A 26,264-nucleotide genomic window follows, 5' to 3' on the forward strand; every position below is an offset into this window, starting at 1 on the left:
CCCGGCGCCACCGAGCTGGCTCCACCAAACGTAGGGAGGCCCCCATGCTGGAAGATTGCAAGAGCGCCCTGGAGCGCTGGGGCGGCGTGCACAAGCTGATCGATCGCTGGCTGGACGAGCGCCGCGAGCTGCTGGTTCACTTCGTGGAGCTCAAGGAGGCCTGCGACGCCGAACTGGAGGCGGTCAGCAAGGCGCAGATCGACCGCTTCAGCGAGCTTTTGATGGACTACATCAGCGCCGGCCACTTCGAGATCTACCCCCAGCTGCGCGAGGAGGCCAAGGCCTTCGACGACGAGGCCGCCCTGACCCTGGCCGACCGTCTGCTGGCGCGGCTGGAGATGTCCACCGAGCTGGTGCTCTCCTTCGATGCCGAGTACGAGAGCCCCGGCCGCGTGCGCCAGCATCTCGGCCGGCTGCCCGCCTGGCTCGAGCGCCTGGCCCATGGACTCACCGAGCGCTTCGCCCTCGAAGATCAGCTGATCGGCCGCGTCCATGCCGCCCACGCCCCCGATGCCGCCCGCCAGGAGGCCGCGGCCCAGCAGTCGCGGGTCTGACGCCTCACCCGCCTGGCCCGCCCTGCCCGGTCAGGCGTCCTTGCCGCGGCGCTCGAAGCGCCCGCCCAGCACCAGCAGGCAGGGTGTCAGCAGCAGCGTCAGGGCGGTGGCGAAGGTGAGCCCGCCGGCGATGGCGCTGGAGAGCTGGGTCCACCACTGGGTCGAGGGGGCGCCCAGCCCCAGGCTCGGCGCGAAGAGGTTGACGTTCACCCCCAGCACCATGGGCGCAAGCCCCAGCACCGTGGTGATGGCCGTCAGCAGCACCGGGCGCAGGCGCAGCCCGCCCGCCTCAAGGGCGGCCTCCACGGGGGAGAGCCCCTCGCCGCGCAGCTGGTTGTAGGTGTCGATCAGCACGATGTTGTTGTTCACCACGATCCCCGCCAGGGCGATGATGCCCATTCCCACCATGACGATGCCGAAGGGCTGGCCGTTGACCAGCAGGCCCAGCAGCACCCCCGCGGTGGAGAGCACGATGGCCGAGAGCACCAGCCCCGCCTGGTAGAGGCTGTTGAACTGGGTCACCAGGATCAGCGTCATCAGCGCGATGGCCACCAGGAAGGCGCTGGCCAGGAAGCGGCTCGCCTCCTGCTGGTCCTGCTGTTCGCCGGCCACGTTGACGATCACCCCCTCCGGCGGCGTACCGCCCGTCTCGAGCAGGGCGCGCAGCCGCTCGTCGGCCCGGTAACCCTCGGCCACGTCGGCCTCGAGGGTCACCGCTCGCCGCCCGTCGATGCGGTGCAGGGTGCCCACCTTGGGCGCCGGCACCAGCTCCACGAAGTTGGCGATCGGCACCTGGCCCCGGGCCGTGTTGAGCGTCAGCCGGCCCAGCTGGTCCAGGGAGCGGTAGCCCGCCGGCAGGCGCACGCGGATATCCACCTCGTCGCTCACGCCGGGGGGGCGGTAGCTGGCCACCTGCAGGCCGGTGGTAAGCAGCTGCACGGCGCTGCCCACCGCGGCCACGTCGGCGCCGAAGCGTGCCGCCGCCTCGCGATCCACCATCACCCGCCATTCCACGCCGGGCAGGCTGCGGTCGTCCTCGATGTCGCGGAAGCCGCCCAGCTCGCCCATCAGTTCGCGCAGCCGGTCCACCGCGCGGTCGGTGGCGGCATCGTCATGGCCGCTCACCTCCAGCACGATGGGCTTGCCCTCGCCGGGGCCCATCTCCTGCTCGCGGAACTCCAGCACCATTCCGGGCAGGTCGGCGGTGCGTTCGCTCATCTCGGTGAAGATCTCGGCCACCGGGCGGCGCCGGTGCCAGTCGATCAGCTGGAACTGCAGGACGCCGATCACGTCGCTGCCGAGCTGCTGGTTGGGCACGGCGAAGGAGCGGGCGTAGAGCGCCTCCACCTCGCTCATGCCGGCCAGGCGCGCCTCCACCCGGCGCACCACGGCGTCCTTCTCGACGGCGGAGAAGTCGCCCCGTGCGCGCACCAGCACCTGGGCGCTGTCGGGCTCCACGGCGGGGAAGAACTCCACGCCGTGGTTGAAGCGGGCGTAGGCGGTGTAGATCAGCCCCAGCAGCAGCAGGGCGAAGAGCAGGGTCAGCCCCGGCATGGCCAGCAGCCGGGCGAGCAGGGCGCGATAGAGCCGCCCGCCGGCGCTGATGTGGTCCTGAGCGATCTCCCGGCGCGAGGCGCGTACCCCGAAAACGCCACCCAGGGTGGGCAGGAACACCAGCGCCATGGCCAGCGAGGCCAGCAGGCAGAGGATCACCGTGGCCGGCAGGTACTTCATGAACTCGCCCACCACCCCGGGCCAGAACAGCAGCGGCACGAACACCGCGAGGGTAGTGGCGGTGGAGGCGATCACCGGCCAGCTCATGCGCGCGGCGTGCCCTTCGCTGGCCTGGGAGGTCATCTTGCGCACCCCCTCGATGCTGCGCAGCTCCTGCTCCATGGGCCGCACCAGCAGGCGCTCGCCGTCCTCGGGGCTGACCCCCTCCAGCGACAGCGAGACATAGATGATCGGGATGGTGACGTGGGGGTTGGCCTCCTTGGGGATCGCCTGCCAGGCGGCCAGGCCCGCCAGCAGCAGCGCGGCCAGCAGCAGCAGGGTGGTGCGCGAGCGGTCCAGCGCCGCCTCGATCAGGGCGCGCATCTCAGGGCGACGCCTGGGGGGCGTCGGCCGCCACCGGCACGACGCGCTCGCCCGGAGCCACCAGGCCGCCGCCCAGGGTGATCAGGCGCACCCGCTCGGGCAGCCCCGCGACCCGGGCCTCGTCGGTGGCGGCATCGACCAGCTCGACCGCAGTGCGCACCACCCGGTCGTCGTCATCCAGTTGCTTCACCGCCAGGCGGCCGTCGTTATCGAGCTCCAGCAGGGCAGGGGAGAGCCGGTGCACCTGCCGCTCGGGCAGGGTGATCACCAGGGTGGCGCTGGCGCCGGCCAGGCGGCGTCCCTCGGGGTTGGCCACCCGGGCCTCCACGCTGAAGGTGCGCGCCTCCTCCTCGGCGCGGCGCGCCACCAGGCTCACCTCGCCCTCGAGCCGCGAACCGTCCAGCAGGCGCAGCGTCGCGGGCAGTCCGACCTCGAGGGCGTGGGCGTCGCGCTGGGGCGCCCAGGCCCGGGCCACCAGGTGGCGGTCATCCACCAGCTGGCCGAAGGCCTCGCCCACCTGGAGCAGCTCGCCGAGCTCCACGTCGAGGCGGTCGAGCACGCCGTCGAAGGGGGCGATGGGGCGGGTGTCGTCGAGCTGGCGGCGCAGGCTCGCCACCTCGGCGGCCGCCCGGGCGACGCCGCTCTGCAGGCGCAGGTAGTCGGTGTTGGCGATCAGCTCGCGGCGGCGCAGGTCATCGGCACCGGCCAGCTCGGCCCGGGCCAGGGCGAGCTCCGCCTCGGCCTGCTCGAGCCGGGCCGGCAGTTCGTCCCGGGCCAGATGGATCAGCACCGTACCGGCCTCGATCCGCTCGCCCGCCGCCACCGGCAGGGCCTCGATGCGCCCCGCCTGGCGGGCGCGCAGGGTCAGGTCGCGGTCGGCTTCCAGGTGGCCCTGCAGCACCAGCCGCGGGGCGTGGGCCTCGGCCTCGCGCTCCATGACCTCGACCCGGACGGCGGGCGGCGCCTCGGCCGGCTCGCTCTCGGGGGCGGTGTCCTGGAAGCGCTGCAGATCGCCGAAGGCCAGCCATATGCCCAGGGCGAGAGTGACGGCGATGGCCAGCAGCGGGGAAAGGGGAAGGCGACGGCGAGGCATGCGGGGTGATCCATCAACGAGCATGAAACGCCAGCATACCCTCCCGGGGCTTTACCCTCATACTGATGCTTGCCCCTTGCCCCTTGCCCCTTGCCCCTTGCCCCTTGCCCCTTGCCCCTTGCCCCTTGCCCCTTGCCCCTTGCCCCTTGCCCCTTGCCCCTTGCCCCTTGCCCCTTGCCCCTTGCCCCTTGCCCCTGTCACTCCTACGTCGCATTGAGTTTTGTGCACTGCAGGCATACCATTCTGGCGGTTCGAATTCCGGCCCGGGCGGGCCATCCGCCGGCCCGGGCCATCCTCACGGCGACAACCCTCGCGTTGACAACCTCAGGAGCCACCATGAAAGATCCCGTTCGTATTGCCATCACCGGCGCTGCCGGCCAGATCAGCTACTCCCTCGCCTTCCGCATCGCCTCCGGCGACATGCTGGGCAAGGACCAGCCGGTCATCCTGCAGTTGCTCGAGATCACTCCGGCCATGGAGGCCCTGAACGGCGTGGTGATGGAGCTCAACGACTGCGCCTTCCCGCTGGTGCAGGACATCGTCGCCACCGACGATGCCAACGTCGCCTTCAAGGATGCCGATTTCGCCCTGCTGGTGGGTGCGCGTCCGCGCGGCCCGGGCATGGAGCGCAAGGACCTCCTGGAAGCCAACGCCGCCATCTTCTCGGTGCAGGGCAAGGCCCTGAACGACAACGCCAGCCGCGACGTCAAGGTGCTGGTGGTGGGCAACCCGGCCAACACCAACGCCCTAATCGCCTCCTGCAACGCGCCGGACCTGGATCCCAAGCAGTTCACCGCCATGACCCGCCTGGACCACAACCGCGCCCTGACCCAGCTGGCCCAGAAGACCGGCAAGCACGTCACCGACGTCGAGAGCATGATCATCTGGGGCAACCACAGCGCCACCCAGTACCCCGACATCGCCCACTGCAAGGTGGCCGGCAAGCCGGCGGCCGAGCTGGTCGAGCGTGACTGGTACGAGAACACCTTCATTCCGGACGTGCAGCAGCGCGGCGCGGCCATCATCAAGGCCCGCGGTGCCTCCTCCGCGGCCTCTGCGGCCTCTTCCGCCATCGACCACATGCGCGACTGGGCGCTGGGCACCAACGGCCAGATCGTCAGCATGGCGATCCCCTCCGACGGCAGCTACGGCGTCGAGCCGGGCATCATCTACTCCTACCCGGTCACCTGCGAAGGCGGCAAGTACGAGATCGTCCAGGGCCTCGCGCTGGACGACTTCAGCAAGCAGAAGATGAAGGCCACCGAAGACGAGCTGCGTGAAGAGCGCGCCGCCGTCGAGCACCTGCTGGGCTGATCGAGCCTTCCTTCGGGAGCGGGCTTCCACCCTGTGGGAGCCCAGGTCTCCCGGGCGAATCGCCGCATGGCGGCGCAGAGCAGAGAAAAAACCCGCCGGAGCGCATCCGGCGGGTTTTTTCGTTGTCGCGGGCTTGGCCTGGTCGGCTGGCGCTCAGTCCCTCAGGCTGATGATCCGCCAGCCGCGGGCTTCGGCGACCTCGCGCAGGGAGGGGTCCGGATCCACCGCTACCGGGTGGTCGACCTTCTCCAGCAGCGCCAGGTCGTTGTGGGAGTCGCTGTAGAACCAGGCGTCGTCCAGGGTCAGCTCCTTGTCGGCCAGCCACTCCTCCAGACGCACCACCTTGCCCTCGCGGTAGCTGGGGGTGCCCTTCACGCGGCCGGTGTAGCGGCCGTCGACGATCTCGGGCTCCACGGCGATCAGGTCATCCACGCCCAGCCGCTCGGCGATGGGGCCGGTGATAAAGCGGTTGGTGGCAGTGATGATCAGCAGGGTGTCGCCGCGGGTGCGGTGGCGGGCCACCAGCTCCTCGCCCTTGGGCAGGATGTGCGGCTCGATCTTGCTGGCCATGAACTGCTGGTGCCAGGCGGCGAGCTGTTCGGGGCTGTTGTCGGCCAGGGGCTTCAGCGCCACCGCGAGGAAGGCGTGGATATCCAGGGTGCCGGCCTCGTAGTCGGCCATGAAGCGATCATTGGCGTCGCGGTAGGCCACCGGGTCCACGGCGCCCTGCTCGAGAAGGAACTCCCCCCAGGCGTGGTCGCTGTCGATCGACAGCAGGGTGTTGTCCAGGTCGAAGATGGCCAGGCTCACGATGACTCCCTTGGGCAGGTTGCAGAGGGTTGACGGTCAGGGTCGAAAGCCCGCGATTATCGCAGAACCCGCTGCCGGCTGCGAGCCGCGCCGGTGCGCTTCGTCCGCAAGGCGTATTGATGCGCTTCGTGGCCCTGTGGAAGAATGGGACCAATTCAGGTTTCAACAAGGTGAAGTCCGTGATCGACGCTGACGGCTTTCGCCCCAACGTTGGCATCATCATCGCCAACGATCAGGGGCAGCTGCTCTGGGCGCGTCGGGTAGGGCAGAACGCGTGGCAGTTTCCCCAGGGAGGCATCAAGGCGAACGAGACACCGAAAGAGGCACTGTTTCGCGAACTCTACGAGGAGATCGGCCTGACCGCCGACGACGTCGAGATCCTTGCCTGCACCCGGGGTTGGCTCCGCTATCGCCTGCCGCGACGCATGATTCGTACCCATTCGAGGCCGGTCTGCATCGGCCAGAAACAGAAGTGGTTCCTGCTGAGGATCCGCTGTCAGGAGAGCCGGATCTGCATGGATGGCACCGCCTCGCCGGAGTTCGACGGCTGGCGCTGGGTCAGCTACTGGTATCCGCTGGGCCAGGTGGTGCCCTTCAAGCGTGAGGTCTACCGCCGCGCGCTCAGGGAGCTCTCGCCCAGCGCCCAGCGCCTGGCCCTGGGCTTCGGCTGACGAGGCCTTCGGTCGGACAGAAGCCTGATAGAGGAACCCCGCCCCGGTGAGGCAGTCTCAGGGGCGGGAGTTCGCTCCCGCCTCCCTACCCACGACAACAACGGAAGATGCCACGCCCATGCTCGAGGTCCTGCGCCGCATCACACAGGAAGTCACCGGGGCCCGCACCCTGGAAGCGGCGCTCGCCACCATGGTCCGGCGTATCCGCAAGGCCATGGAGGCCGATGTGTGCTCCTTCTACCTCTTCGATGAGGAGATCGAGCAGCTGGTGCTGATGGAGACCATCGGCCTGCGCACCCAGGCGGTCGGGCATGTGGCCCTGCCGGTGGGCGAGGGCCTGGTGGGGCTGGTGGCCAGCCGCGAGGAGCCCCTCAACCTCGAGGACGCCCAGGCTCATCCCCAGTTCCGCTACTTCGAATCCACCGGCGAGGAGCGCTACTCCAGCTTCCTCGGCGTACCCATCATCCACCAGCGCCGCATGCTCGGCGTGCTGGTGGTGCAGCAGGCCGAGAAGCGCCGCTACGGCGAGGAGGACGAGGCCTTCCTGGTCACCATGGCGGCCCAGCTCGCGGGCGTGCTGGCCCATGCCCTGGCTACCGGCAACCTCACCCGGCCAAGCCTGGCGGGGCAGGTGCAGTTCAAGGGTGTGGCCGGCGCCCCGGGCATGAGCATCGGCGAGGCGGTGGTGATTGCCCCACCCGCCGACCTCGACAGCGTGCCGGACCTGATTCCCACCGACGTCGAGTACGAGATCGCCCGCCTCAAGGAGGCGATCGGCCGCGCGCGCGAGGAGCTGCGCGCCGCCGCCGAGCGCCTGGCCAACCGCGTCTCGGCCCAGGAGCTGGCGCTGTTCGAGGTCTACCAGCAGATGCTCAGCGAGGCGGCGCTCTCCCAGGAGGTGGAGAAGCGCATCCGCGAGGGGCAGTGGGCGCCCGGGGCGCTGGCCGATGTGGTCAAGCGCCATGTCCAGTACCTGGAGCGGGTCGACGACGACTACCTGCGCGAGCGCGCCGCCGACGTGCGCGACCTGGGGCGCCGCGTGCTGGCGCACCTGCAGGAGGAGACCCCCCAGACGCCGGAGGTCTTCCCCGACAGCACCATCCTGGTGGGCGACGAGCTCAGCGTGGCGATGCTCGGCGAGGTGCCCCGGGAGAAGCTCGCCGGGCTGGTCTCGGTGCGCGGCTCCAGCACCTCCCACGTGGCGATCATCGCCCGGGCCATGGGCATCCCCACGGTGCTCGGCATGGTCGACCTGCCGCTGCCGCGGCTCTCCGGCGCGCGGGTGATCCTCGATGGCCACCGGGGGCGGCTCTTCGTGCGACCGGGCGAGGAGCTGCTCACCCACTATCAGGGCTTGATCGCCGAGGAGCAGGCGCTCACCGAGGTGCTCGAGCACGAGCAGGACCTGCCCAGCCGCACGCCGGACGGCCACGACATGCCGCTGATGGTCAACACCGGCCTGGTGGTGGACGCGGTGGCTCAGCTCAAGCGCCGCATCAGCGGGGTGGGGCTCTACCGCACCGAGGTGCCCTTCATGGTCACCGAGCGCTTCCCCGGTGAGCAGGAGCAGACCCGGCTCTATCGCGATCAGCTGGAGAGCTTCGCCCCGCTGCCCGTGGTGATGCGCACCCTGGATATCGGCGGCGACAAGGACCTGCCCTATTTCCCCATCGAGGAGGCCAATCCCTTCCTCGGCTGGCGCGGGATTCGCGTCACCCTCGACCACCCCGAGGTGCTGATGGTGCAGCTGCGTGCCATGCTGCGCGCCTCCCAGGGGCTCGACAACCTCCAGGTGCTGCTGCCCATGGTGACCAACGTCGACGAGGTCGACGATGCCCTCAAGCTGCTCGATCGCGCCATCGTCGAGCTGGGCGAGGAGGGTGTCTCAGTGCCGCGGCCCAAGGTGGGGGTGATGATCGAGGTGCCGGCGACCCTCTATCAGCTCGACGCCCTGGCCCGGCGCGCCGACTTCTTCTCGGTGGGCAGCAACGACCTGACCCAGTACCTGCTGGCGGTGGATCGCAACAACCCGCGGGTCGCCGAGCTCTACGATGCCTGCCACCCGGCGGTGCTCTCCGCCATGGCGAGCCTGGCCCGCGAGGCGAAACGCCTGGACCGGCCGATCTCGGTGTGCGGCGAGCTGGCCGGCGACCCCGCCGGCGCCCTGCTGCTGATGGGCATGGGCTTCGATGCCCTCTCCATGAACGCCCCCAGCCTGCCCCGGGTGCGCGCCGCCATCCGCCGCGTACCGCTGGAAGGCGCCCGCGACCTGGTGGAGGAGACCCTGCGCCTCGACACCCCCGGCGAGGTGCGTCACCACCTGGCCGAGCGCCTGGGCGGCTGGGAACTTGGCCACCTGCTGCCGCCGCGGGATTGAGGCGTCTGCGCCCCGCAGGCGCCCAATGACCTCTGTGATGACTGGATAATTCCCGAGGCTCGAGGCTACTGGTGGGAGCTGGGCTTTGCCCGGCGAATGGCGGCGAAGCCGCCCCGGCGGTGTTGCCTAGCGGTGTAAACCCACCAGCCGCTCCACGCTCTCCCCCAGCGCCACGCCATGCGGCCCAAAGCGCCGCTCGCCGATCTCGATGCGCCCGCTGGCATGCCAGCTCAGCCAGGTCATGGCGCGGGTGCCGTAGCGCTCGCCGACGATGAGGGGGGAGGAGAGCATCCGCTCCATCTCCAGGCCCACGCCGGTCTCCGGCAGCTGATCGTCATCGGCGGGGTGGCGGTCGCCCATGGCCGCCAGGGCATCCTCGGGCCAGCGGCCGTGGCGCAGGCTGGCCCCGAGCCCCTGGCGTACGCTGATCAGCTTGGGCCACGGGGTGTTGAGGCTGGCGTTGGAGAGCCCGTGCAGGCCCGGGGCGATCTCGCCCAGTTGGATGCCGTCCAGGCCGCGGTGCAGGTGCCACAGGCGCTCCCCGTCACCGGCCAGCAGGTTGAAGCCGGCGAACCGCTCGGCCTCGCCGCTGGCGAGGCGGTCGAGCCAGGCGGGAAGGTCGGCGCAGGTGAGAGCGTCGCGCACCAGGTCGCCGCGGCTTGGCGCGTCGCCTGCCACCTTGAGGCGCGGGTCGCGGACATTGGTCACCGCCGCGAAGCGCCCGCGGCGGTGGACCGCCAGCCAGCTGCCGCCGGCCTCCAGGTCGCGGCCGCCGACGATATGGGGGGCATCCGCCCAGCGGGCGAGGGAGGCGGCGGGGCGGGCGTGGAACTCGTCGCGGTTGGCGACCAGCCGCAGCGGCCACGCGCTGTCCGGACGGTGGTCGAAGGCAATCAGGCACATCCCGCCAGCTTAGCGGCTCCCGCAGGGCGCGGGAAGCGTTGAGCCGGCCACCCGGGCGGGCGCCATGACAGCCGGCCGCCCCCGGCGTACACTCGTCCGTCAATCTCGTGACAAGCCAGGGATGACAATGCGAGTCGACAAGTGTCGCCCATGTCGGCGGCTTCCCCCCCTACCTTCGCCTGGTGCTGCTGCTCCAGTCCGGCCTGCTGCTGGCGGGGCTGGCGCTGCTGCTGACAAGCGCACCCGGTGCCTGGCTGGCAGTGCTGCTGCTTGCCTCGACGCTCAACCTCGCCGCGGTGGCGGTCGGGTGCCTGCGCGAGTCTCCCCGCCATGCCGAGCCCGCGGCCGGCGCCCCGGCTCCCCTGACCCCTCCGCAGGCGGCGCCTTCGGTGGAGCTTGTCGCCGCCGGCGAGGAGCAGCTGCGCCGCCGCCTGCAGGCCCTGGAAGACGACCTGGCGCGTCGCGAGCAGCGGCTCGAGCGCCTGACGGCGGGGCGCGATCGCCCCCGCGAGGAGTCGCGGCTCAAGTCTGACTACCTGACCCTGCTGGGCCGCGAGCTCCAGCCGTTGAAGGTCCGCCTGGATGCACTGCTGACGCCCCAGGACGAGCAACCCCTGGGCGGCCCCCAGCGCCACGCTCTGGAGGAGCTGCGCGACAGGCTCGGCGACCTCGCGGTGCTGCTCGAGGACATCGCCGGCGAGGAGCCGGCCGCCACCGAGGCGCCGCCCGCCCACCGGGAGAGCCGGGTGCTGATCGTCGACGACGGCCCCGTCAACCTGATGCTGGCGCGCCAGGTGCTGGAGCGGGAAGGGCTCGTGGTTCGCACCGCCACCAGCGGCGCCGAGGCGCTGGCCAGCCTGGAGCAGCTCCCCTTCGACCTGGTGCTGATGGACATCTTCATGCCCGGCATGGACGGCATGGAGACCAGTCGCCGCTGGCGTGACGTCGAGGCCGCGCACTACCCCGACCACCGCAGCGTGCTGGTGGCGCTGACCGCCAACGCCAGCGTGGAGGATCGCCAGCGCTTCGCCGAAGCCGGCCTGGACGACTACCTGGCCAAGCCCTATCGCCCCCAGGAGCTGATCGCGCTGGTCAGGCGCTGGCTGCCGGCCCGCCCCGATGCCCTCGATACCCCCTGATCTCGTTTCGCCCTCAAGGAATCCCGATGCTCGACTACCCCGATATCGATCCCGTGGCCATCTCCCTCGGCCCCTTCCAGGTGCACTGGTACGGCCTGATGTATGTGGTGGGCTTCGTCGCCGCCTGGTGGCTCGGCCGTCGCCGCGCCGCGCGCGTCGGCCTGACTCACGACGACATCGGCGACCTGCTCTTCTATGCCGCCATCGGCGTGGTGGTGGGCGGGCGCCTGGGCTATGCGCTCTTCTACGGCATGGGGCAGTGGTTCAGCGATCCGCTGTGGATCTTCCGGGTCTGGGACGGTGGCATGAGCTTTCACGGCGGCCTGGCCGGGGTGCTGCTCGCCAGCTGGTGGTTCGCCAGGAAGAAGGGGCTCGCCTACTTCACCCTCACCGACTTCGTCGCCCCCCTGGTGCCCATCGGCCTGGGCGCCGGGCGCATCGGCAACTTCATCAATCGCGAGCTGCCGGGCCGCGTCACCGAGCTGCCCTGGGGCATGCCGTTCCCGGGCCTGGGGCCCGAGCCGCGCCACCCCTCGGCGCTCTACGAGGCGGTGCTGGAAGGGGCGGTGCTCTTCGTGGTGCTGTGGTTCGTCTCCGCGAAGCCCCGCGCCCGCGGGCTGATCTCCGGGCTCTTCCTGACCCTCTACGGGGTGTTCCGCTTCGCGGTGGAGTTCGTGCGCCTGCCCGATGCCCATATCGGCTTCATCGCCTTCGGCTGGGTGACCATGGGCATGCTGCTGACCCTGCCGATGATCGTTGCCGGTCTGGCGCTGATCGCCTGGTCGCGGAATCAGCCGGTGGATGCAAGAGTATGAGTGGTGAGTCGTGAATCGTGAGTGGTGCTGAGTAACGATGAGTGAGGCAAGGAGGTGGAGTATGCGACTAACACCGGAGCAGGTTGCCATCATCAAGCAGGCCGCCGTTGAGGTCTTCGGTGATGGCGTCAGCGTGAAGCTCTTCGGGTCACGCCTGGATGACGCCGTGCGGGGCGGTGATATCGACCTGCTGCTGGAGAGCCCTGACGTCATCGAGAGCAGGATGGACAAGATGCTGACCTTGACGGCGCGCCTGCAGATTCGCCTCGGCGATCAGCCGATTGATATCCTCGTGGTCGATCCATCCACGCCTCGGAAACCCTACCAACATGCTTTGGCGACTGCAGTGACGCTACCCTGAAGAGTCCTTCTGCCGATCAACAACCGTAGTGAGATCCGGTAGACTCCCGTCCCCATCCAGCAACCAGAGAACGCCGTGACCGACCAGACGCTACCCGCCCTCGAACAGCCCTACCTCGACCTGATGCGCCAGGTGCTCGACCACGGCGTGGAGCGCGGCGACCGCACCGGGGTGGGCACCCGTTCGCTCTTCGGCCACCAGATGCGCTTCGACCTGGCCCGCGGCTTCCCGCTCTTGACCACCAAGAAGCTGCACACCCGCTCGATCTTCCACGAGCTGCTGTGGTTCCTGGCCGGCGACACCAATATCGCCTACCTCAAGGAGAACGGGGTGAGCATCTGGGACGAGTGGGCCGACGAGAAGGGCGATCTCGGCCCCGTCTACGGCTATCAGTGGCGCAGCTGGCCCGACCCCCGCGGCGGCCACGTCGACCAGATCGCCGGGTTGCTGGAGCAGCTGCGCGCAAGCCCCCAGTCTCGCCGGCTGATCGTCTCCGCCTGGAACCCGGCGCTGGTGGACGAGATGGCCCTGCCGCCGTGCCACTGCCTGTTCCAGTTCTACGTGGCCGAGGGGCGGCTCTCCTGCCAGCTCTACCAGCGCAGCGCCGACATCTTCCTCGGCGTGCCCTTCAATATCGCCAGCTACGCGCTGCTGACGCAGATGATCGCCCAGGTGGCGGGCCTTGCCCCGGGGGAGTTCATCCACACCCTGGGGGATGCCCACCTCTACCTGAACCACCTGGAGCAGGCCGAGCTGCAGCTCACCCGCACCCCGCGCCCGGCGCCGCGCCTGGTGCTCGACCCGAGCGTCACGGGCCTGTTCGACTTCCGCTTCGAACACATCGCCATCGAAGGCTACGATCCCCATCCCCATATCAAGGCCGCCGTGGCCGTATAAGCAGGAGAGGCCGTATGACCGACGAGACCCTGATCCCCATCGCCATGATCGCCGCCATGGCGAAGAACCGCGTGATCGGCGTGGACAACCAGCTGCCCTGGTACCTGCCCGAGGACCTCAGGTTCTTCAAGCGCATGACCCAGGCCAAGCCCCTGGTGATGGGCCGCAAGACCTTCCAGTCCATCGGCCGGCCGCTGCCCGGGCGGCTCAATATCGTGGTGACCCGCGACGCCGAGTTTCACCACGACGGCATTCGCGTCTGCCACGACCTGGTGTCGGCCCTGGCCCTCGCCGACCAGCAGGCCACCATCGACGGCGTCGAGGAGATCATGGTGATGGGCGGCGCCGAGATCTATGCTCAGGCACTGGGGCACGCCAGCCGCCTCTACCTGACGGAGGTGGCCATCGAGGTGGAGGGCGATGCCCGCTTCCCCGAACTCGACATGAGCGAGTGGGAAGAGGTGCAGCGCGTGCCGGGAACCCCGAGCGCGGGGCAGCCCGCCTACGACTTCGTGGAGTATCGTCGCCGCTAGACGACATTTGTCATGGGGCGGCGCCTGGCACAGACTGGCCGTCACGGCCTCGCTCTGGCTCACGCGTGGAGGAGAACGGTTTGATCGAGGAACGCTCAATTCGCCTGCTGGATGCCCTGGAGGGGCGAGCCGACACCCTGCTCAGGCTGTGGCGGCAGGAGCGCGAGTCGCGCCAGGCCCTGCAGCAGCGCCTGGACGAGCTGGAGGCCGCACATCTGGCGCTCACCGAGAAGAGCCAGCAGCTGGTGGAGAAGAACCATCAGCTGCTGGAAGAGCGTCGCGAGCTCGAGGCCAGCCGCCTGGAGCTTGTAGAAGAAAACCGCGAGCTCGACGAGCAGAACCGCGAGCTGGAGGAGCATAACCGCCACCTTCACGAGCGCCTGAGCGAGCAGCGGGAAGGGCAGGCCAGCGGTTTTCCTCGCCCCGCCCGCCGCTCCCAGGGGCTCTCGGCGCTGATCGGGCGCCGCACCTCCCCGACCGCCGACTCGGCGCAGTCTCCCTCAGCACCCGAGGAACCCCCAGCGGGGCAGGGGCTCAGCGAGGAGATCAGCCAGGAGATCGGCCGGGCGAAGGGCGATGCCAGCGGGGCGGCATCGGTCGCCTCACAGGAAGGTGGTTCACCGGCACCGACCGTCGCCGGCCAGCAGGACAGCCTCGCCATCGGCGAGGCCCCTTCGCCCCACACGCTGCTGGCCGAGTGGTACCAGCGCTACCCCGCTGCCTTCTTCAAGGGCCACACCCGTCCGCTCAAGGTGGGCATCCACGAGGAGCTGGCCGAGCGCGAACCCTGGCCCGAGAAGCTGGTGCGTAGGGCGCTGGCCTGCTACGTGAACCTCCCGCGCTACCTCAAGGCGGTGCGCGAGGGCGCCGAGCGCATCGATCTCGCCGGCCAGCCCGCCGGTGGCGTGGATGCCCAGGCCGCCGAGCACGCGCGCAAGAAGCTCGATCGCCTGCAGGCCGAGCGCCGCGGCAAGGTGCCGTCCGGCGCTGCCCGCCGCCAGCAAGCAGCGCCCAAGCGCGCCCGGCCGGGAAGTCAATCGGTAGACAAGTCGCTGGGCAAGTCGGGGGATGGACAGGGGGATAGACAGGAGGATAGAAAGGCCAGGTTCAAGGCCGGCCCCGCCCGGGAGGCGCCCGCGGCCGGGGGCGACGCCGCCAGGCCGTCGGCGCTCAAGGCGGCCAAGCCCCAGCCCGCGGCCGAGTCCCGCCCCGTCACCATGGAGGAGAAGCTGGCCGCCCTGGTGGCCAAGCATCGCCTCTCCTGAACCGCGTGACGCCTGCGGCGCAAGACCGCAGGTGGCATCGAAAGTTCCTGTGGGAGGGTGAACCCCGAAGGGAAACACTGTTTTTTCTTGTTGCGTTCCCCCGGTTCCCGGTATAGAGTTCCTCTTGCGAGCATTGGACTACAACAAGGCTTCGTCGAGGCATGCCGCCAGCCAGCCGCTTCCCGGGAGGGGAACCGGCCAGCAAGAGAAGAGCAGACCCGGCAAGCCGGCTGCAGCGACCGCCCCGCGGTCCGCAGGTAAACGATCGAAACAGACTGCTAGTCAAAGGAACCCAAGATGAAAAAGACACTGTTAGCAACTGCTATCGCCGGCGCCCTGGGCGTCTCCGCTGCCGCCCAGGCCGCTACTGTCTACGACCAGGACGGCACCCAAATCGACATCTATGGCCGCATCAATTTTGCTGTTACCGCTGGTGGAGTCGATGATGCTAAATTCGATGGTTTTGATGCAGATGGTAACCCCGTGCTGGTACAGACCGAGAAGACCTCAGGTTCTGAGTTCCGTGATGTCAACTCTCGTATCGGCTTTCGTGCACGTCACCAGCTGAGCTCCGACCTTCAGGCATTTGGTAACGTTGAGCTCCGTCCGCGCATGGACGCTGTGAACGATGATGGTATCACTGTCCGCAATACTTTTGTTGGTCTGAACAGCAACCAGTTCGGCATGGTTCGCGTAGGTAACTTCGACAGCGTATTCTATTCCGCTGTTACATCCATGTTTGATGTGCCCGAGTGGGGTGGATACACCACCCTTGATGGCGGCAGCATCAGCAGCCGCGGTGACTCCGTCCAGTACTCCACACCGAATCTGGAAGGTTTCCAAGCCCACGTTTCCGTGAAGCATCTGAGTGGCAATGGTCAGGATATCGGTGAGCAGGATAACTCCTCTACCGTTTCAGCCGCGGGTGCCGTGAGCTATGAGATTGACGGTCTCTACTTGGCTGCTGGCTACAATCAGTCCAAGGGTGTGAGTCGTAAAACTGATCGTGGTGCAAGCTATGATGGCGGTGCAGCCTATGCGGGCGGCGAAGACATTTGGGGTGTGAGCGCTCGTTATGCCTTTACTCCGGCGCTCTCTGCCCGCCTGACTTATCAGGAAGTAGCAAGCCAGTTTGATCAAGCCACTCTGGAGGAACAAAAGAACCCGCACAGGCTGATTGAAAACCTTTGGGGTCTTGGTGCCACCTTCGACTACGGTATGGGTGAGGTCTATGCTGACTACTACCGCGTTCGCATGGCGCTGGATCAGATCGACAGTCAGAATCGCTGGAACGTTGGTGTAAACTATCGCTTCAGTGAGCCGATGTATGTATACGCTGAGATTTGGGATACTGACTTCGACACTGACGATAGCGTCAGCGATCTGAATGACGATCTCGGTTACGCTGTTGGTATCCGCTACGATTTCTAATTGCCTCTTCGGCATTAGAAACAGCGAACCGATCTAGCGGTACACAGAAGCCGGCCCCAAGGGGCCGGCTTTCTTGTGTGCGCTTCGTAGGTCGAGGTGACATTCCCCAGCAGGGGATTCTCTATGGCACATCCGCCTGGCGGCAGGCAGCAAGCCAAACAATACCGCCCGTGGCGCCCGCTAGGCCATTCGCTCGGCAGAGCCGATCTCCCACCAGTCACAGCAAGCTCGGCGCGTGGCGGACCCTGGCCTTGATTTGTGAATGAATCGAGCCGCCTCCCCCCACCTGTCGAGTGCTTGGCTCACCAATAGGATCTCCCGCCAGCAGCCTCCAGCCTCTTAAAGACTGAAGGTATGGTTCGGCGTTCCCTGTTTGGCAGTGTCGCACCAATATTCCCGGCGCCAACAAAAAGCCCCGGCGCTGGGCCGGGGCGAAGGGATCGAATTTCTGCTTGTACTGGGAACCGCTTGAAACAGTGGCGGCGCTTCCCGCGCCGCCGGGGGTAGGCTTAGAAGTTGTACTGCACCATGCCCTGGACGCGCACGGCATCGCCGTCGCGGCCATCCTGCACTTCGCGGGTGTGGTAGCCCACTTCCACGCCGTAGGTGACGTTGCGGATCGGTGACCAGATATAGTTCAGGTGCACGGCCTCAAACTGCTTGTTGGAGTTGGCAGTTGCTGCTCCGGCGGCTTCGGCATCGTCGAGGTCGGCGCGGGCGATACCGTAGCCCAGGGTCATGTTGCCAGGACCGGCGCCACGGTGATGCTGGCTGCACCGCCGGTGGCCTTGATGGTCTCCAGGGAGCCGGTAGTTGGGTCGATATAGGCCGGTGCCGCCGGGCTGCCCTCCAGATAGCCGCCGATGCCGTCGCCGTGGGTCACGCCGCCGCGGATGGTCACGCCTTCGGCGACCTTGGCATTGGCTTCGAGGGCCAGGCCCCAGCCGGTGGCGGAATCGCTGCTCCAGGCTGCAGGAGCAGCGTCTTGGCTGTTGGCGTCGTAACGCACCTGACGCAGCATGGCGGAGGCGGCATAGTTGAAGTCACCAGCAGCTCCCTGGTAGCGCATGGTCAGGTCGGGCAGGCGGCTCTTGGCGGCATCGCCTGAGCCAACTTGGTCAACATCTGTACCATTGACAGTAACGGTGTCTACAAAGCGGTAGGTTGCATTCGGCTTGCCACCCAGGCTCTCCGGGTCTTCGAGGGCAATGGAGAAGCCGTCGACGGTATAGCGCAGCTGGGCCTGACGGGCGGCGTTGCCGATACCCGGGGTCGGAGTGAAGTCGACGGTGGGGTGCATGGCCAGGAAGCCACCGAAGTTGGTCCAAGTCTGGCCGGCCAGCAGGCCATTCCACTCGCCGTAGGCGTGGCGCAGGCGGAAGGTGCCGCCGCCGCCGCCGTAGAAGTCGCCCTCGATCATGGTCTTCAGTTCGCTGCCGCCCGCCGGGGTGGCGGTGGTGAAGCCCAGGCGGCTCTGGAAGGCGTGCATGGTGGTATGGCCGTTGGAGCTGGGCTCGCCATCCAGGCTGATCGCGGCGCGGCTAACGGCGTTGCCCAGATCGTCATCGACGTCATAGATCATGTCGAGCTTGGCGTAGCCGTAAAGGTTGAGGGTAGTCTCGCCAACTTCCAGTTCGACGGCCTGGGCGGCGCCGGCAACGGCCAGCGCCAGGGCGGAGGCGGTGAAGATCGATGCGGTCTTTTTAATGGTTCATCGCATTTTGCCGGGAAACGCGGCACGGATCTTCAGGAAGAAGTATTCCGTGTCGCGGTACCCATAGGCCATCCGCTTGATGACCTTGATCCGGTTGTTCATGCCCTCCAGCACGCTGGTGTTTAGCCGGTGGCGAGCACTGGACACGATGCCATCCAGGTAAGGCTCCAGCTTCTTGGTGAAACGCACCAAGGCGTCGATGCCGCTGCTCAACGCCATGCCGGCCCACTCTCGCCAGCCATGGCGGGCAGTTGCCTCGTCATCGGCAAACCACAGCGTCTTGAGCTGGTCCTTGAGCAGGTAGACCTTGGTCAGTGAGGCATTGGCAGCCAGCAGCTCCTCCAGCTTCACCGCCTGCTCAGGCTTGAGATTGTCCTGATTGCGCAGCAACAGCCAGCGGCTGCCTTTGATCACTTTGCGGGCCGCCTTATCATCGCGCAGCTGGTTGGCCTGATCGACACGCACCCGGTCCATCACTTCACGCCCGTACTTGGCCACGACATGGAAGCGGTCGTAGACCACCTCGGCGTTGGGGCACTGGTCCTTCACTTCGAGATCGAAAGACGCGTTCATGTCCATGGCGACGGCCTCGATCTGCTGTCGCGCATCACCCAACCATTCGAAGAACGGGCGGATCGCCTCCCGGGAGCGACCTTCGCCGATCCACACCACCTGCTGGGAGTCGGCACACGCAATCACCGTGGCGTAGCGGTGCCCCTTGTGGAGGGCGAACTCGTCCATCATCAGGCGACGCAGCCGTGTCGGGTCCGGCGCCGGCAGGTCACGCTGTAGGCGCTGCTTATCGATGGTCTTGACGGTATGCCAGTGCAGGCCGACCAAGTCGGCGACATGCCGGATCGGCAGCAACTCGACCAGACGCTCCACCCACTGGCGCAGCGTAGTGGTCACCGGTGAACGACCCGGCAACCAGTCAATGCGCTCGCGTGTCGGGCCGCAGACGGGGCAGCGCAGGCGACGTACCGGCACCTCCAGCTCCACCCGGTAGATCAGTAACGGCGCCTCTCGGACACGACGGTGATGCACGTCATGGACGAGAAAGCAGGCATGGTCACAGCCGCTGCAGACTGGCGGGATCAGGTCATCAGGCGCCAACTGGAGCCGTAGTGTTTGCTCATCCAGGAATTCGTGATGGGCGACGGTGAAACCTTTCCAGAACAGGCAGAGCGGGGTAGCATCCATGGCAACGGCGGTATCCGTAGGCTGGGGTTTGTGGTGAACATCAGCTTACTCGGATTTACCGCCGTTTCTCTATCCCGCCTCTGCCTAAGGTTGCTTCGCTTTCACGCCAGTCTGCGAAGAACCTGTCATCGACCCTCGAGCCAAACAGCCATATCACCGCGTCATCCCCGAAATGCCGCTTGAGCACCGCGACGATGGCGTTGTGTTCCCGCTCAGTCAGGCGCATGGCTTCCCCCTTCATCATGCCGGGCAGTCTAGCATCACCGTGACCTGAGCGGCAGGTCGCAGCGCAGCGGCCCGCGCACGAAGCGCTCGGTCTCCACCCGCCCGGCAAGCCCCCGGGAGAAGTCGCGCTGGGTGCCCACCAGCCGGGCGCAATCGCCCCCCGAGCGATCGAGCTCGTGCTCGCTACGACAGAGCGAGAGCGTCTGGCCATCGAAGGTGGCGTGGGCCGTCTGGCGGTAGCGGCCGTCGGGGGTGGTGAGCGGCACCGGGGCCGTGATGCCGGTGACCACATTGATGCCTGCCGGAGCCAGAGGGCGCCAGTTGCCGCCGGCACGCAGTTCCCCTCCCAAAGGTGGAAGTGGCTCCCGAACGGAGGTTACGAGCTCGGTCGTCGAAACGTGGCTGATAAGTGGCCGGCAACTGAGAATTTGCCCGATAAATGGCCGGCAAGTGGCCAATAAAGGCCTCAAAGCGCTATGCTGGCCGATAAGTGGCCGATAAGTGGCCGATAAGAACACCGATCCGCCCCTGGAGCTGTTGTATGACAGAGCATGAATCCATCCGCCGGGCTGTTCTCGACTACCTCTCGGCACGAGGTGAGTGGCCTTCCTTGAGTGAGATTCTCGTTGCCCAGGGGAGCGACCTTGCGCCTCGTACCCTACGGCGCTGGCTCAAGGCGTGGGTCGAGCAGGGGGTGTTGGTGAGCCGTGGAGGCCAGCGTAACCGCCAGTACCGAGTGATATCCGACGGGGCCAGGGAGGTGGGGGGCAGTAGTAGCGCTGTGGCGCTCCCGGTGCCAGCCGAGCCCTTGAGCGAACGGGCGCGGGCCGCGCTGCGGCGCCTCGATGTGCCGATTTTCCAGCGCCCGGCCAGCACCTATCGGGATGAGTGGGTCGAGGCCTACGTTCCCAACCAGAGTTTCTATCTGAGCGAATCGCAGCGCGAAACGCTCTCTTCCAGCGGTAGCCGTTTTGCAGGTGTCATGCCAGCCGGTACCTTCGCCAGGCGCATTTACAATCGACTGCTGGTAGACCTCTCCTACAACTCCTCAAGGTTGGAGGGTAATACCTACTCCCTGGCGGAAACCGAGCGGCTGTTGCTGGAGGGCGTTGCCGCCGATGACAAGCTCGATGCCGAGCAGGCGATGATTCTCAATCACCGCGATGCGATCCAGTTCCTCGTCGAAGGGATCAACCGACTGGAGATTTCTGTCAGCAACATCCAGTCGCTTCACTACCTGCTGGCTGATGGTCTGGTCGCGCCGGGCATGGCCGGCGAGCTGCGTGATGAAGGGGTGAGAATCGGTGGGTCGCGCTACCTGCCTCTGGAGCGCCGCCATCAACTGCTGCCGCGCCTGGAGCGGCTGGTCGAGAAAGCACGAGCCATTCGTGACCCCTATGAGCAGAGCTTTTTCCTGCTGGTGCACTTGGCCTACCTTCAGCCCTTCGTGGACGTGAACAAGCGCACGGCGCGCCTGGCCGCCAACCTGCCACTGGTGCGCCACAATCTAGTGCCGCTCTCCTTTCACGATGTCGAGCCCGGCGACTACCACGCGGCCATTCTGGTGGCCTACGAGTTCAACGACGTCTCGCCTCTGGCAGAGCTCTATGTCTGGACCTACCTGTGCTCCTGCCGCGACTATGACGTAGCGGCCGAAGCCGTCGGCTTCGATCCGCTGCGGGTGAAATACCGCAAGCTCCGCCGCCAGATCATCGCCGAGATCGTGGCCGAATTGCTCACGGGGCCAGACATGGAGGCACGGATTCAGGCGCGCTGTCTCACCGTTCCCGAGCAGGATCGTGAACACTTCCTGCGCCACCTTCACGAGGATCTGCGCGTCCTGGCGCCCCATCGCATTGCCGGCATGGGCCTCTCCCAGCGGCAGCTTGACGCCTGGCTCGCCAGGTCGCGAGACCACCAACCCTAAAGTTCTCGCTTCCCCCGCCGATCCCCTTCCCCAGGAGGCAAATTCACCGGCAATAAGGCAGTGTGTTATGGCGAGTATTTCAGCCCTCGGCATCGGTTCCGGGCTCGACCTCAACGGGCTCCTGGATCAGCTCAACGAGGCGGAGCGCGGCAAGCTCGAACCCGTGGAGCGCCAGATCGAATCCCAGCAGGTGAGGATCTCCGCCTACGGCGAGCTGCAGGGGGCGCTGGCCGCCTTCGAGGGCGCGGTGGGCCGGCTGGCCGAGCCTTCGCTCTTCCAGAGCCTTTCCGCCAATGTGACCGGCGACGCCCTGCAGGCCGCCGCCGACGCCGATGCCGCCCCCGGCCAGTACCAGGTGGAGGTGGAACAGCTCGCCAGCGCCGGCAGCCTGGCCAGCCAGCGGATCGACGTTGAGCTCGACGAGGCCCTGACCGATAGCGACTCGACTCTGACCCTGGCGTTTGGCAATGCCCCGGACGGAAAGCCCGATGCCATCCACATCAGCGTGGCGGCCGGCAGCACCCTCGAGGAGGTGCGCGACGCCATCAACGCCCATGAGGGCGCCAACGTCTCGGCAAGCGTGGTCAACGACGGCGAGGGCTACCGCCTGGCGCTGATGTCCAACGACACCGGCGAGGCGGCTTCTCTCACCGGCATGACCTTCGAGGAGGGCTTCTTTGCCGATGGCGTGATCGTCAGCGATGCCGAGGACGAGGGCGCAGGCGCGGTGGTCCAGCCAGGCCGCGATGCCGCCTTCAGCGTCAACGGCATCGCTATCGTAAGCCCGACCAACCAGGTGGAGGGCGCCATTCAGGGCGTCACCCTGGACCTGCAGCAGCCCGGCAGCGCCACCCTCGGCGTGGAGCAGGACACCCTGGCGGTGCGCGAGGCGGTGAGCGGCTTCGTGGAGGCCTACAACGCCCTCAAGGGCACCATCGGCGAGCTGACCGCCTTCGATGCTGAATCCGGCCGGGCCGGCGAGCTGCTGGGCGACAGCGCCGTGCGCACCATCGAATCGCGGCTGCGCAACGACCTGAGCGCCATGGTGGGCGACCCCGCCCAGGGCGAGCTGGCCATGCTCAGCGAGCTTGGCATCTCGCTCTCCCTGGATGGCACCCTGAGCCTGGACCCCGCCGAGCTCGACATGGCCATCGCCAACGACATGGGTGCGGTGGAGCGCTTCTTCGCCGGCGGCGAGGATGTCCCGGGCATGGCTGGGCGCCTGGCGGAGACCAGCAGCCAGCTGCTGGGCAGCAACGGCGCGCTCACCAACGCTATCGGCGGCGCCGAGAACCGCATCGAGAGCCTCAGCCAGCGCTACGTGCGCATGGAGCAGGGTATCGCCCAGACCATCGAGCGCTACCGGGTGCAGTTCGGTCAGCTAGACGGCATGATCGCCCAGATGAACCAGACCAGCGATTACCTGACCCAGCAGTTCGCCGCCATGGATGCCCAGCTGGGCCGTGATTGATCGGCGACATGCTAAAGTTCCTCATTGTGCTGCCGATAATCTTTGTCAGAACCGTTATCGGCACCCGCGCATCGCGCGCCTACTGAGGAACTTCCATGTCAACCATCACGGCCCTCGGCGTTGGCTCTGGCCTGGACCTTTCCGGTCTGCTCGATCAGCTGCGCGACGCGGAGCGCGGCAAGCTCGCTCCTCTGCAGGCACAGGAGGAGCAGCAGCAGGCGAAGATCTCCGCCTTCGGCCAGTTGCAGTCGTCGCTCACCAAGTTCCAGGACAGCGTGGCCAAGCTCAACGACGCCTCGCTATTTCAAAGCCTCTCCGCCAACGTGCGCGGCGACGCCTTCACCGCCACCACCAGCAAGGCGGCCCAGCCCGGTAGCTACAACGTAGAGGTGGCTCAGCTGGCCACCGCCGGCACCCTGGCCACCACGGCGGCCACCACGCGGGATGGCGAGCTGTTCACCGCGGCCGATACCCTGACGCTGAACTTCGGCGCCACCTTCGATGCCGACGGCGAGCTGGATGATTCCGCCGCGCCGCTGCGCAGCGTGGAGATCCAGATCGAGGCGGGCTGGTCTCTCGAGGACCTGCGGGACGCCATCAACGCCGACGAGAAGGCCGGTGTGTCAGCGTCGATCGTCAACGACGGCAATGGCTACCGCCTGGCGCTGGCGAGCAAGGAGACCGGCGCCGACGCCTCGCTGACTGGCCTCACGTTCGGCAGTGCCACCCTTGAGGCGGATGCCGATACCCTGCGCGCAGGTCGCGACGCGAGCATCAACGTCAACGGCATCAGCATCACCAGCGCCACCAATAAGGTAGAGGGCGCCATCCAGGGCGTGACCCTCAATCTGGAGCAGACCACCGAGGCGGGGCAGCCTATGACCCTCCGGGTGGAGCAGGACACCCTCAAGGCTCGCGAGGCGGTGCAGGGCTTTGTAAAGGCGTTCAACGAGCTCAAGGGCACCATCGGCAAGCTCACCTCCTTCAATGCCGAGACCGGCCAGGCCGGCGAGCTCAACGGCGACAGCGCAGTGCGCACCATCGAGGCGCGGCTGCGCGGCGTGCTTTCCGGCGGAGTGGGGGAAGGGGAGCTGCGCACCCTGAGCCAGGCGGGGATCACCCTGCAGCGCGACGGCACCCTGAAGCTCGACGACGCCAAGCTCAACGAGCTCACCAGCGGGAACATGGCCGCCCTGGGCGAGTTCTTCGCCGGCGCCGACAGCAAGGGTGGCCTCGCCGGGCAGCTCAACACCACCCTGGGCCAGCTGCTGGACGGCAACGGCATCGTCAAGCGTTCCATCAGCGGGGCCGAGAGCCGGGTCAAGAGCATCGGCGAGCGCTATGCGCGCATGGAGGTCTCCATCGAGCGCACCATCGACCGCTACCGGGTGCAGTTCGGCCAGCTGGATTCGATGATCGCCCAGATGAACCAGACCAGCGCCTACCTCACCCAGCAGTTCGATATGCTGGCCGATCTGGGCAACCCCAGGAAGCGGTAGCGGCGCCGTGATCCAGAGCCCCGCCTTGGCGCCGGTGGCCAAGGCGGGCAAGTCCCGCCCCTCAGCCGCGCCACAGCGGGCGGTTCTCCTCGAGAGTGGCGTTCAGCCGCCGCTGTATTTCCCGGCGCACCCCGGCGCTGACGCCAAGCGCCTTGGCGGTTGAGTCCCAGTCGCCGATCGCCGTCACGACCTCCTCGATCGTCTCTCTTGCCTCGCGCCAGCGGGCAAAACCGGCCTGATCGGCCAGCGCCTGAACGGCCTTGAGCGGTGGGGCCTTGCCATACCCCTTGAACGCCGTGGCGTGTTCACCATAGGGGCTCGGGCTGAAGGTCAGGTCGTAGCCGGGCGAGGGGCGCCATTGGCCCTCGTCATCCAGAAGGAACGCCCAGTTCTTGCTGTGATCGTCCTGGTTGCAGGCGAACAGGTTGAAGAGGGCGCGACGAAACAGCTGCCTGCCGACGGCAGGGCTGGCGCAGAGTACCTGGCCGGCCTTGATCAGATCCCCGTAATCCAGAGAGGGGAGGCGAAAATCGGCATCCAGCAGTGCGCAGGCGCTGCTCATGTGATACCGGCCCCGTTCGCTGGAGCTGGCGCTGCAGTCGAAGCGCCGCAGTGCCAGCCACCCAAGCGCCGGGGAACCTTCGGGCGGCGTGATCAGCTTCCAGCTCGGCGTTTCGATGCCGCTACGCTGGGCAAGAGTCAGATAGGCAGCCTCGCATAGCCCTTCTTCATGCCCCAGTGCCAGCGTGCCGGAGGTGAACTTGACCAGCCAGGGTTCCAGCCCTGTGCGGGGGTGGGTGCTGGCCCGGTCGGGAGTCTCCGGGGAGAGATACACCTGCACCTTGGGGCGGGCCCCGCCCGAGCTTCCGGCCTGTGCCAGGGTGGCCAGTACGGTGTCGGTCTGGCCCTCGAAGAGCCGGCGGGCCTGTTCGCCCAACTCGCCCAGGCTGCACTCGGGGGCGGCGTCGCTGCCAGCGCCAAGCGCCGATACCGGGTAGTAGCGTAAGGCCCCCATGCCGTGCTCGCCCACAAAGGCCAGCCGATCCATCGGCGTCACGTCATGAGGCGAGATGCCGTGCTGGCGAAACAGGCGATCCATCAGCATCATGCCCCAGCCGTCCGGCAGCGAGTCGGCGAAGAGACCATGCAGCCCCCGATGCGGGGTGCGTGGCGCGGCCTGCAGCCGGGTGTCGAATGCCAGCTGAAACGGCGCGAGGTTGTGGAAGGCCTGGCAATAGGCGTCGTCATACTGAAAGAACACGCCCTGGCGATTCTGCGCCAGCCGGCCCACGGCAACCTGGCGGCCGTCGCCGAGGCAGCGCCACACTTCCAGCTGCCGCACGGGCGTGAACTCACTCATCGCGCAGCACCTCTTCGATGCTGCGTGGCGCCTTCGGCGTTGGCGCTGCCAGCGCCGCTATTCGCTCCAGTCGATCCACGCACTGCCACAGCAGCAGGAACTGGCGCAGGGAAATCTGCCCGGTGGTTTCAAACCGCTTGATCGTTGGGGCCGGTACCCCGCTGCGCTCTGCCAGGGCGCTACGCGAAAGCTTCAGCTCGCGCCGGTGGCGGCGCACAGCCTTGGCAAGATCGTGCTGGGTGTCGCTGGCGGTGAGGAGAGAGAGACGCATCAATGAATCCATCGTGGGGCATCATGATGTCTATTTTAGCAGAAAATTGATTGCTTTAGACATCATGATATCCAGGTGGAATAGCCTTGCGCCTGGTTGGCCGGCAGCTGGCTGCCGGCAACTGAAGCGGGAACGGCCAGGGCGGCTCTTCGGCTTTCCAGCCCCTTCATCACCAGTCCCTCCTTCCCCGCAGCGCCCGGCTCCGCCGGGCGCTGGCCTTTCCGGGTTATCTACAGGCCAGATTTACCTTTTGTTACGCACTGTCAAGGCAAATGTCACAAATTATTTCGCCACGGGCCTAGCCCGAATATTGCACCAGGCATGAAAAAAGCGGCTG

The 26,264-nt window shown here is 67.2% G+C and carries 25 protein-coding genes; 14 read left to right on the forward strand and 11 right to left on the reverse strand.

All coding sequences use genetic code 11. The annotated features are described in order from the left end of the window. The first annotated feature begins 44 nt into the window (after positions 1-44). A complete protein-coding gene (gene rsd, locus B6N23_RS14340) occupies positions 45-554 on the forward strand; it encodes a sigma D regulator (protein WP_305500084.1) in 510 nt (169 codons plus the stop codon). A gap of 30 nt (positions 555-584) precedes the next feature. On the opposite strand, the gene B6N23_RS14345 is transcribed toward rsd, so the two are convergent. Further along, positions 585-2,642 (reverse strand): efflux RND transporter permease subunit, encoded by a 2,058-nt coding sequence (locus B6N23_RS14345; RefSeq protein WP_439649848.1) that lies wholly within the window; start codon positions 2,640-2,642, stop codon positions 585-587. 10 nt (positions 2,643-2,652) lie between these two features. Beyond that, positions 2,653-3,744: an efflux RND transporter periplasmic adaptor subunit gene (locus B6N23_RS14350; protein WP_305500087.1), complete on the reverse strand. Its 1,092-nt coding sequence runs from the start codon at positions 3,742-3,744 to the stop codon at positions 2,653-2,655. Positions 3,745-4,080: 336 nt separating this feature from the next. On the opposite strand from B6N23_RS14350, the gene B6N23_RS14355 reads away from it, so the two are divergent. Beyond that, on the forward strand, positions 4,081-5,058 hold the full coding sequence (locus B6N23_RS14355; RefSeq protein ID WP_305500089.1) for a malate dehydrogenase: 978 nt from the start codon (positions 4,081-4,083) through the stop codon (positions 5,056-5,058). Between the two features lie 153 nt (positions 5,059-5,211). Here the strand turns inward: B6N23_RS14355 and B6N23_RS14360 are convergent, their stop codons facing one another. Continuing rightward, on the reverse strand, positions 5,212-5,868 hold the full coding sequence (locus B6N23_RS14360) for a histidinol-phosphatase (RefSeq protein ID WP_302139239.1): 657 nt from the start codon (positions 5,866-5,868) through the stop codon (positions 5,212-5,214). Between the two features lie 179 nt (positions 5,869-6,047). Here B6N23_RS14360 and B6N23_RS14365 point away from each other — a divergent pair, with 179 nt between their 5' ends. Together B6N23_RS14365 and ptsP are read left to right on the forward strand one after the other, a co-directional pair. After that, on the forward strand, positions 6,048-6,539 hold the full coding sequence (locus tag B6N23_RS14365) for an RNA pyrophosphohydrolase (RefSeq protein ID WP_205527643.1): 492 nt from the start codon (positions 6,048-6,050) through the stop codon (positions 6,537-6,539). Positions 6,540-6,657: 118 nt separating this feature from the next. Continuing rightward, positions 6,658-8,916, forward strand: coding sequence for a phosphoenolpyruvate--protein phosphotransferase (gene ptsP / locus B6N23_RS14370; protein WP_305500096.1), 2,259 nt, complete (start codon positions 6,658-6,660; stop codon positions 8,914-8,916). Between the two features lie 126 nt (positions 8,917-9,042). Here ptsP and B6N23_RS14375 read toward each other — a convergent pair whose 3' ends face one another. Next, entirely contained in the window at positions 9,043-9,819 is a 777-nt protein-coding gene (locus tag B6N23_RS14375) for an NRDE family protein (protein WP_305500099.1), read from the reverse strand. Positions 9,820-10,001: 182 nt separating this feature from the next. Here B6N23_RS14375 and B6N23_RS14380 point away from each other — a divergent pair, with 182 nt between their 5' ends. From B6N23_RS14380 to B6N23_RS14410, 7 genes are all read left to right on the forward strand, one after another. After that, positions 10,002-10,958, forward strand: coding sequence for a response regulator (locus B6N23_RS14380; RefSeq protein WP_305500101.1), 957 nt, complete (start codon positions 10,002-10,004; stop codon positions 10,956-10,958). Between the two features lie 26 nt (positions 10,959-10,984). After that, positions 10,985-11,773, forward strand: a complete 789-nt coding sequence (gene lgt, locus B6N23_RS14385) for a prolipoprotein diacylglyceryl transferase (protein ID WP_305500103.1) — start codon at positions 10,985-10,987, stop codon at positions 11,771-11,773. 61 nt (positions 11,774-11,834) lie between these two features. Continuing rightward, the gene (locus B6N23_RS14390) at positions 11,835-12,134 is read left to right on the forward strand and encodes a nucleotidyltransferase domain-containing protein (protein ID WP_305500105.1); all 300 of its coding nucleotides are present in this window, start codon (positions 11,835-11,837) and stop codon (positions 12,132-12,134) included. A gap of 75 nt (positions 12,135-12,209) precedes the next feature. After that, positions 12,210-13,031 (forward strand): thymidylate synthase, encoded by an 822-nt coding sequence (locus tag B6N23_RS14395; RefSeq protein ID WP_305500107.1) that lies wholly within the window; start codon positions 12,210-12,212, stop codon positions 13,029-13,031. Between the two features lie 14 nt (positions 13,032-13,045). Continuing rightward, positions 13,046-13,564 carry a dihydrofolate reductase gene (locus B6N23_RS14400; protein WP_305500109.1) on the forward strand — a complete coding sequence of 173 codons (519 nt, stop codon included), beginning with the start codon at positions 13,046-13,048 and terminating at the stop codon, positions 13,562-13,564. Between the two features lie 80 nt (positions 13,565-13,644). Further along, on the forward strand, positions 13,645-14,829 hold the full coding sequence (locus tag B6N23_RS14405; RefSeq protein ID WP_305500111.1) for a ProQ/FINO family protein: 1,185 nt from the start codon (positions 13,645-13,647) through the stop codon (positions 14,827-14,829). Positions 14,830-15,126: 297 nt separating this feature from the next. Continuing rightward, a complete protein-coding gene (locus B6N23_RS14410; protein WP_305500113.1) occupies positions 15,127-16,260 on the forward strand; it encodes a porin in 1,134 nt (377 codons plus the stop codon). A 509-nt stretch (positions 16,261-16,769) separates the two neighbouring features. Here B6N23_RS14410 and B6N23_RS14415 read toward each other — a convergent pair. Genes B6N23_RS14415 through B6N23_RS14435 form a run of 5 tightly spaced genes read right to left on the reverse strand, consistent with a single transcriptional unit; the run spans position 16,770 to position 19,749 of the window. Beyond that, the gene (locus B6N23_RS14415; RefSeq protein ID WP_305500115.1) at positions 16,770-17,000 is read right to left on the reverse strand and encodes a hypothetical protein; all 231 of its coding nucleotides are present in this window, start codon (positions 16,998-17,000) and stop codon (positions 16,770-16,772) included. After that, on the reverse strand, positions 16,997-17,968 hold the full coding sequence (locus B6N23_RS14420) for a DcaP family trimeric outer membrane transporter (RefSeq protein WP_379688500.1): 972 nt from the start codon (positions 17,966-17,968) through the stop codon (positions 16,997-16,999). The genes B6N23_RS14415 and B6N23_RS14420 overlap by 4 nt, the downstream gene beginning before the upstream one ends. A 3-nt stretch (positions 17,969-17,971) precedes the next feature. Then, positions 17,972-19,174 carry an ISL3 family transposase gene (locus B6N23_RS14425; RefSeq protein ID WP_305500120.1) on the reverse strand — a complete coding sequence of 401 codons (1,203 nt, stop codon included), beginning with the start codon at positions 19,172-19,174 and terminating at the stop codon, positions 17,972-17,974. A 55-nt stretch (positions 19,175-19,229) separates the two neighbouring features. Beyond that, positions 19,230-19,400 carry a hypothetical protein gene (locus B6N23_RS14430; protein WP_305500122.1) on the reverse strand — a complete coding sequence of 57 codons (171 nt, stop codon included), beginning with the start codon at positions 19,398-19,400 and terminating at the stop codon, positions 19,230-19,232. Between the two features lie 34 nt (positions 19,401-19,434). Further along, positions 19,435-19,749, reverse strand: a complete 315-nt coding sequence (locus B6N23_RS14435) for a hypothetical protein (RefSeq protein ID WP_305500124.1) — start codon at positions 19,747-19,749, stop codon at positions 19,435-19,437. A gap of 458 nt (positions 19,750-20,207) precedes the next feature. Between B6N23_RS14435 and B6N23_RS14440 the strand changes: the two genes are divergently transcribed. The 3 genes from B6N23_RS14440 (at position 20,208) to fliD (B6N23_RS14450) (ending at position 24,296) form a co-directional block, all read left to right on the forward strand. Next, positions 20,208-21,326: a Fic family protein gene (locus B6N23_RS14440; protein ID WP_305500126.1), complete on the forward strand. Its 1,119-nt coding sequence runs from the start codon at positions 20,208-20,210 to the stop codon at positions 21,324-21,326. Positions 21,327-21,393: 67 nt separating this feature from the next. After that, complete coding sequence (gene fliD / locus B6N23_RS14445) at positions 21,394-22,797, forward strand: flagellar filament capping protein FliD (protein ID WP_305500128.1); 1,404 nt, start codon at positions 21,394-21,396, stop codon at positions 22,795-22,797. Between the two features lie 95 nt (positions 22,798-22,892). Continuing rightward, positions 22,893-24,296 (forward strand): flagellar filament capping protein FliD, encoded by a 1,404-nt coding sequence (gene fliD / locus B6N23_RS14450; protein ID WP_305500130.1) that lies wholly within the window; start codon positions 22,893-22,895, stop codon positions 24,294-24,296. A 61-nt stretch (positions 24,297-24,357) separates the two neighbouring features. On the opposite strand, the gene B6N23_RS14455 is transcribed toward fliD (B6N23_RS14450), so the two are convergent. Next, positions 24,358-25,656 carry a type II toxin-antitoxin system HipA family toxin gene (locus tag B6N23_RS14455; protein ID WP_305500133.1) on the reverse strand — a complete coding sequence of 433 codons (1,299 nt, stop codon included), beginning with the start codon at positions 25,654-25,656 and terminating at the stop codon, positions 24,358-24,360. After that, positions 25,649-25,939, reverse strand: a complete 291-nt coding sequence (locus B6N23_RS14460; RefSeq protein WP_439649825.1) for a helix-turn-helix domain-containing protein — start codon at positions 25,937-25,939, stop codon at positions 25,649-25,651. The genes B6N23_RS14455 and B6N23_RS14460 overlap by 8 nt, the downstream gene beginning before the upstream one ends. Positions 25,940-26,264: the final 325 nt, after the last annotated feature.

The sequence above is a fragment of the Halomonas alkalicola genome (assembly GCF_030704205.1).
In the GTDB taxonomy this organism is placed as follows: domain Bacteria; phylum Pseudomonadota; class Gammaproteobacteria; order Pseudomonadales; family Halomonadaceae; genus Halomonas; species Halomonas alkalicola.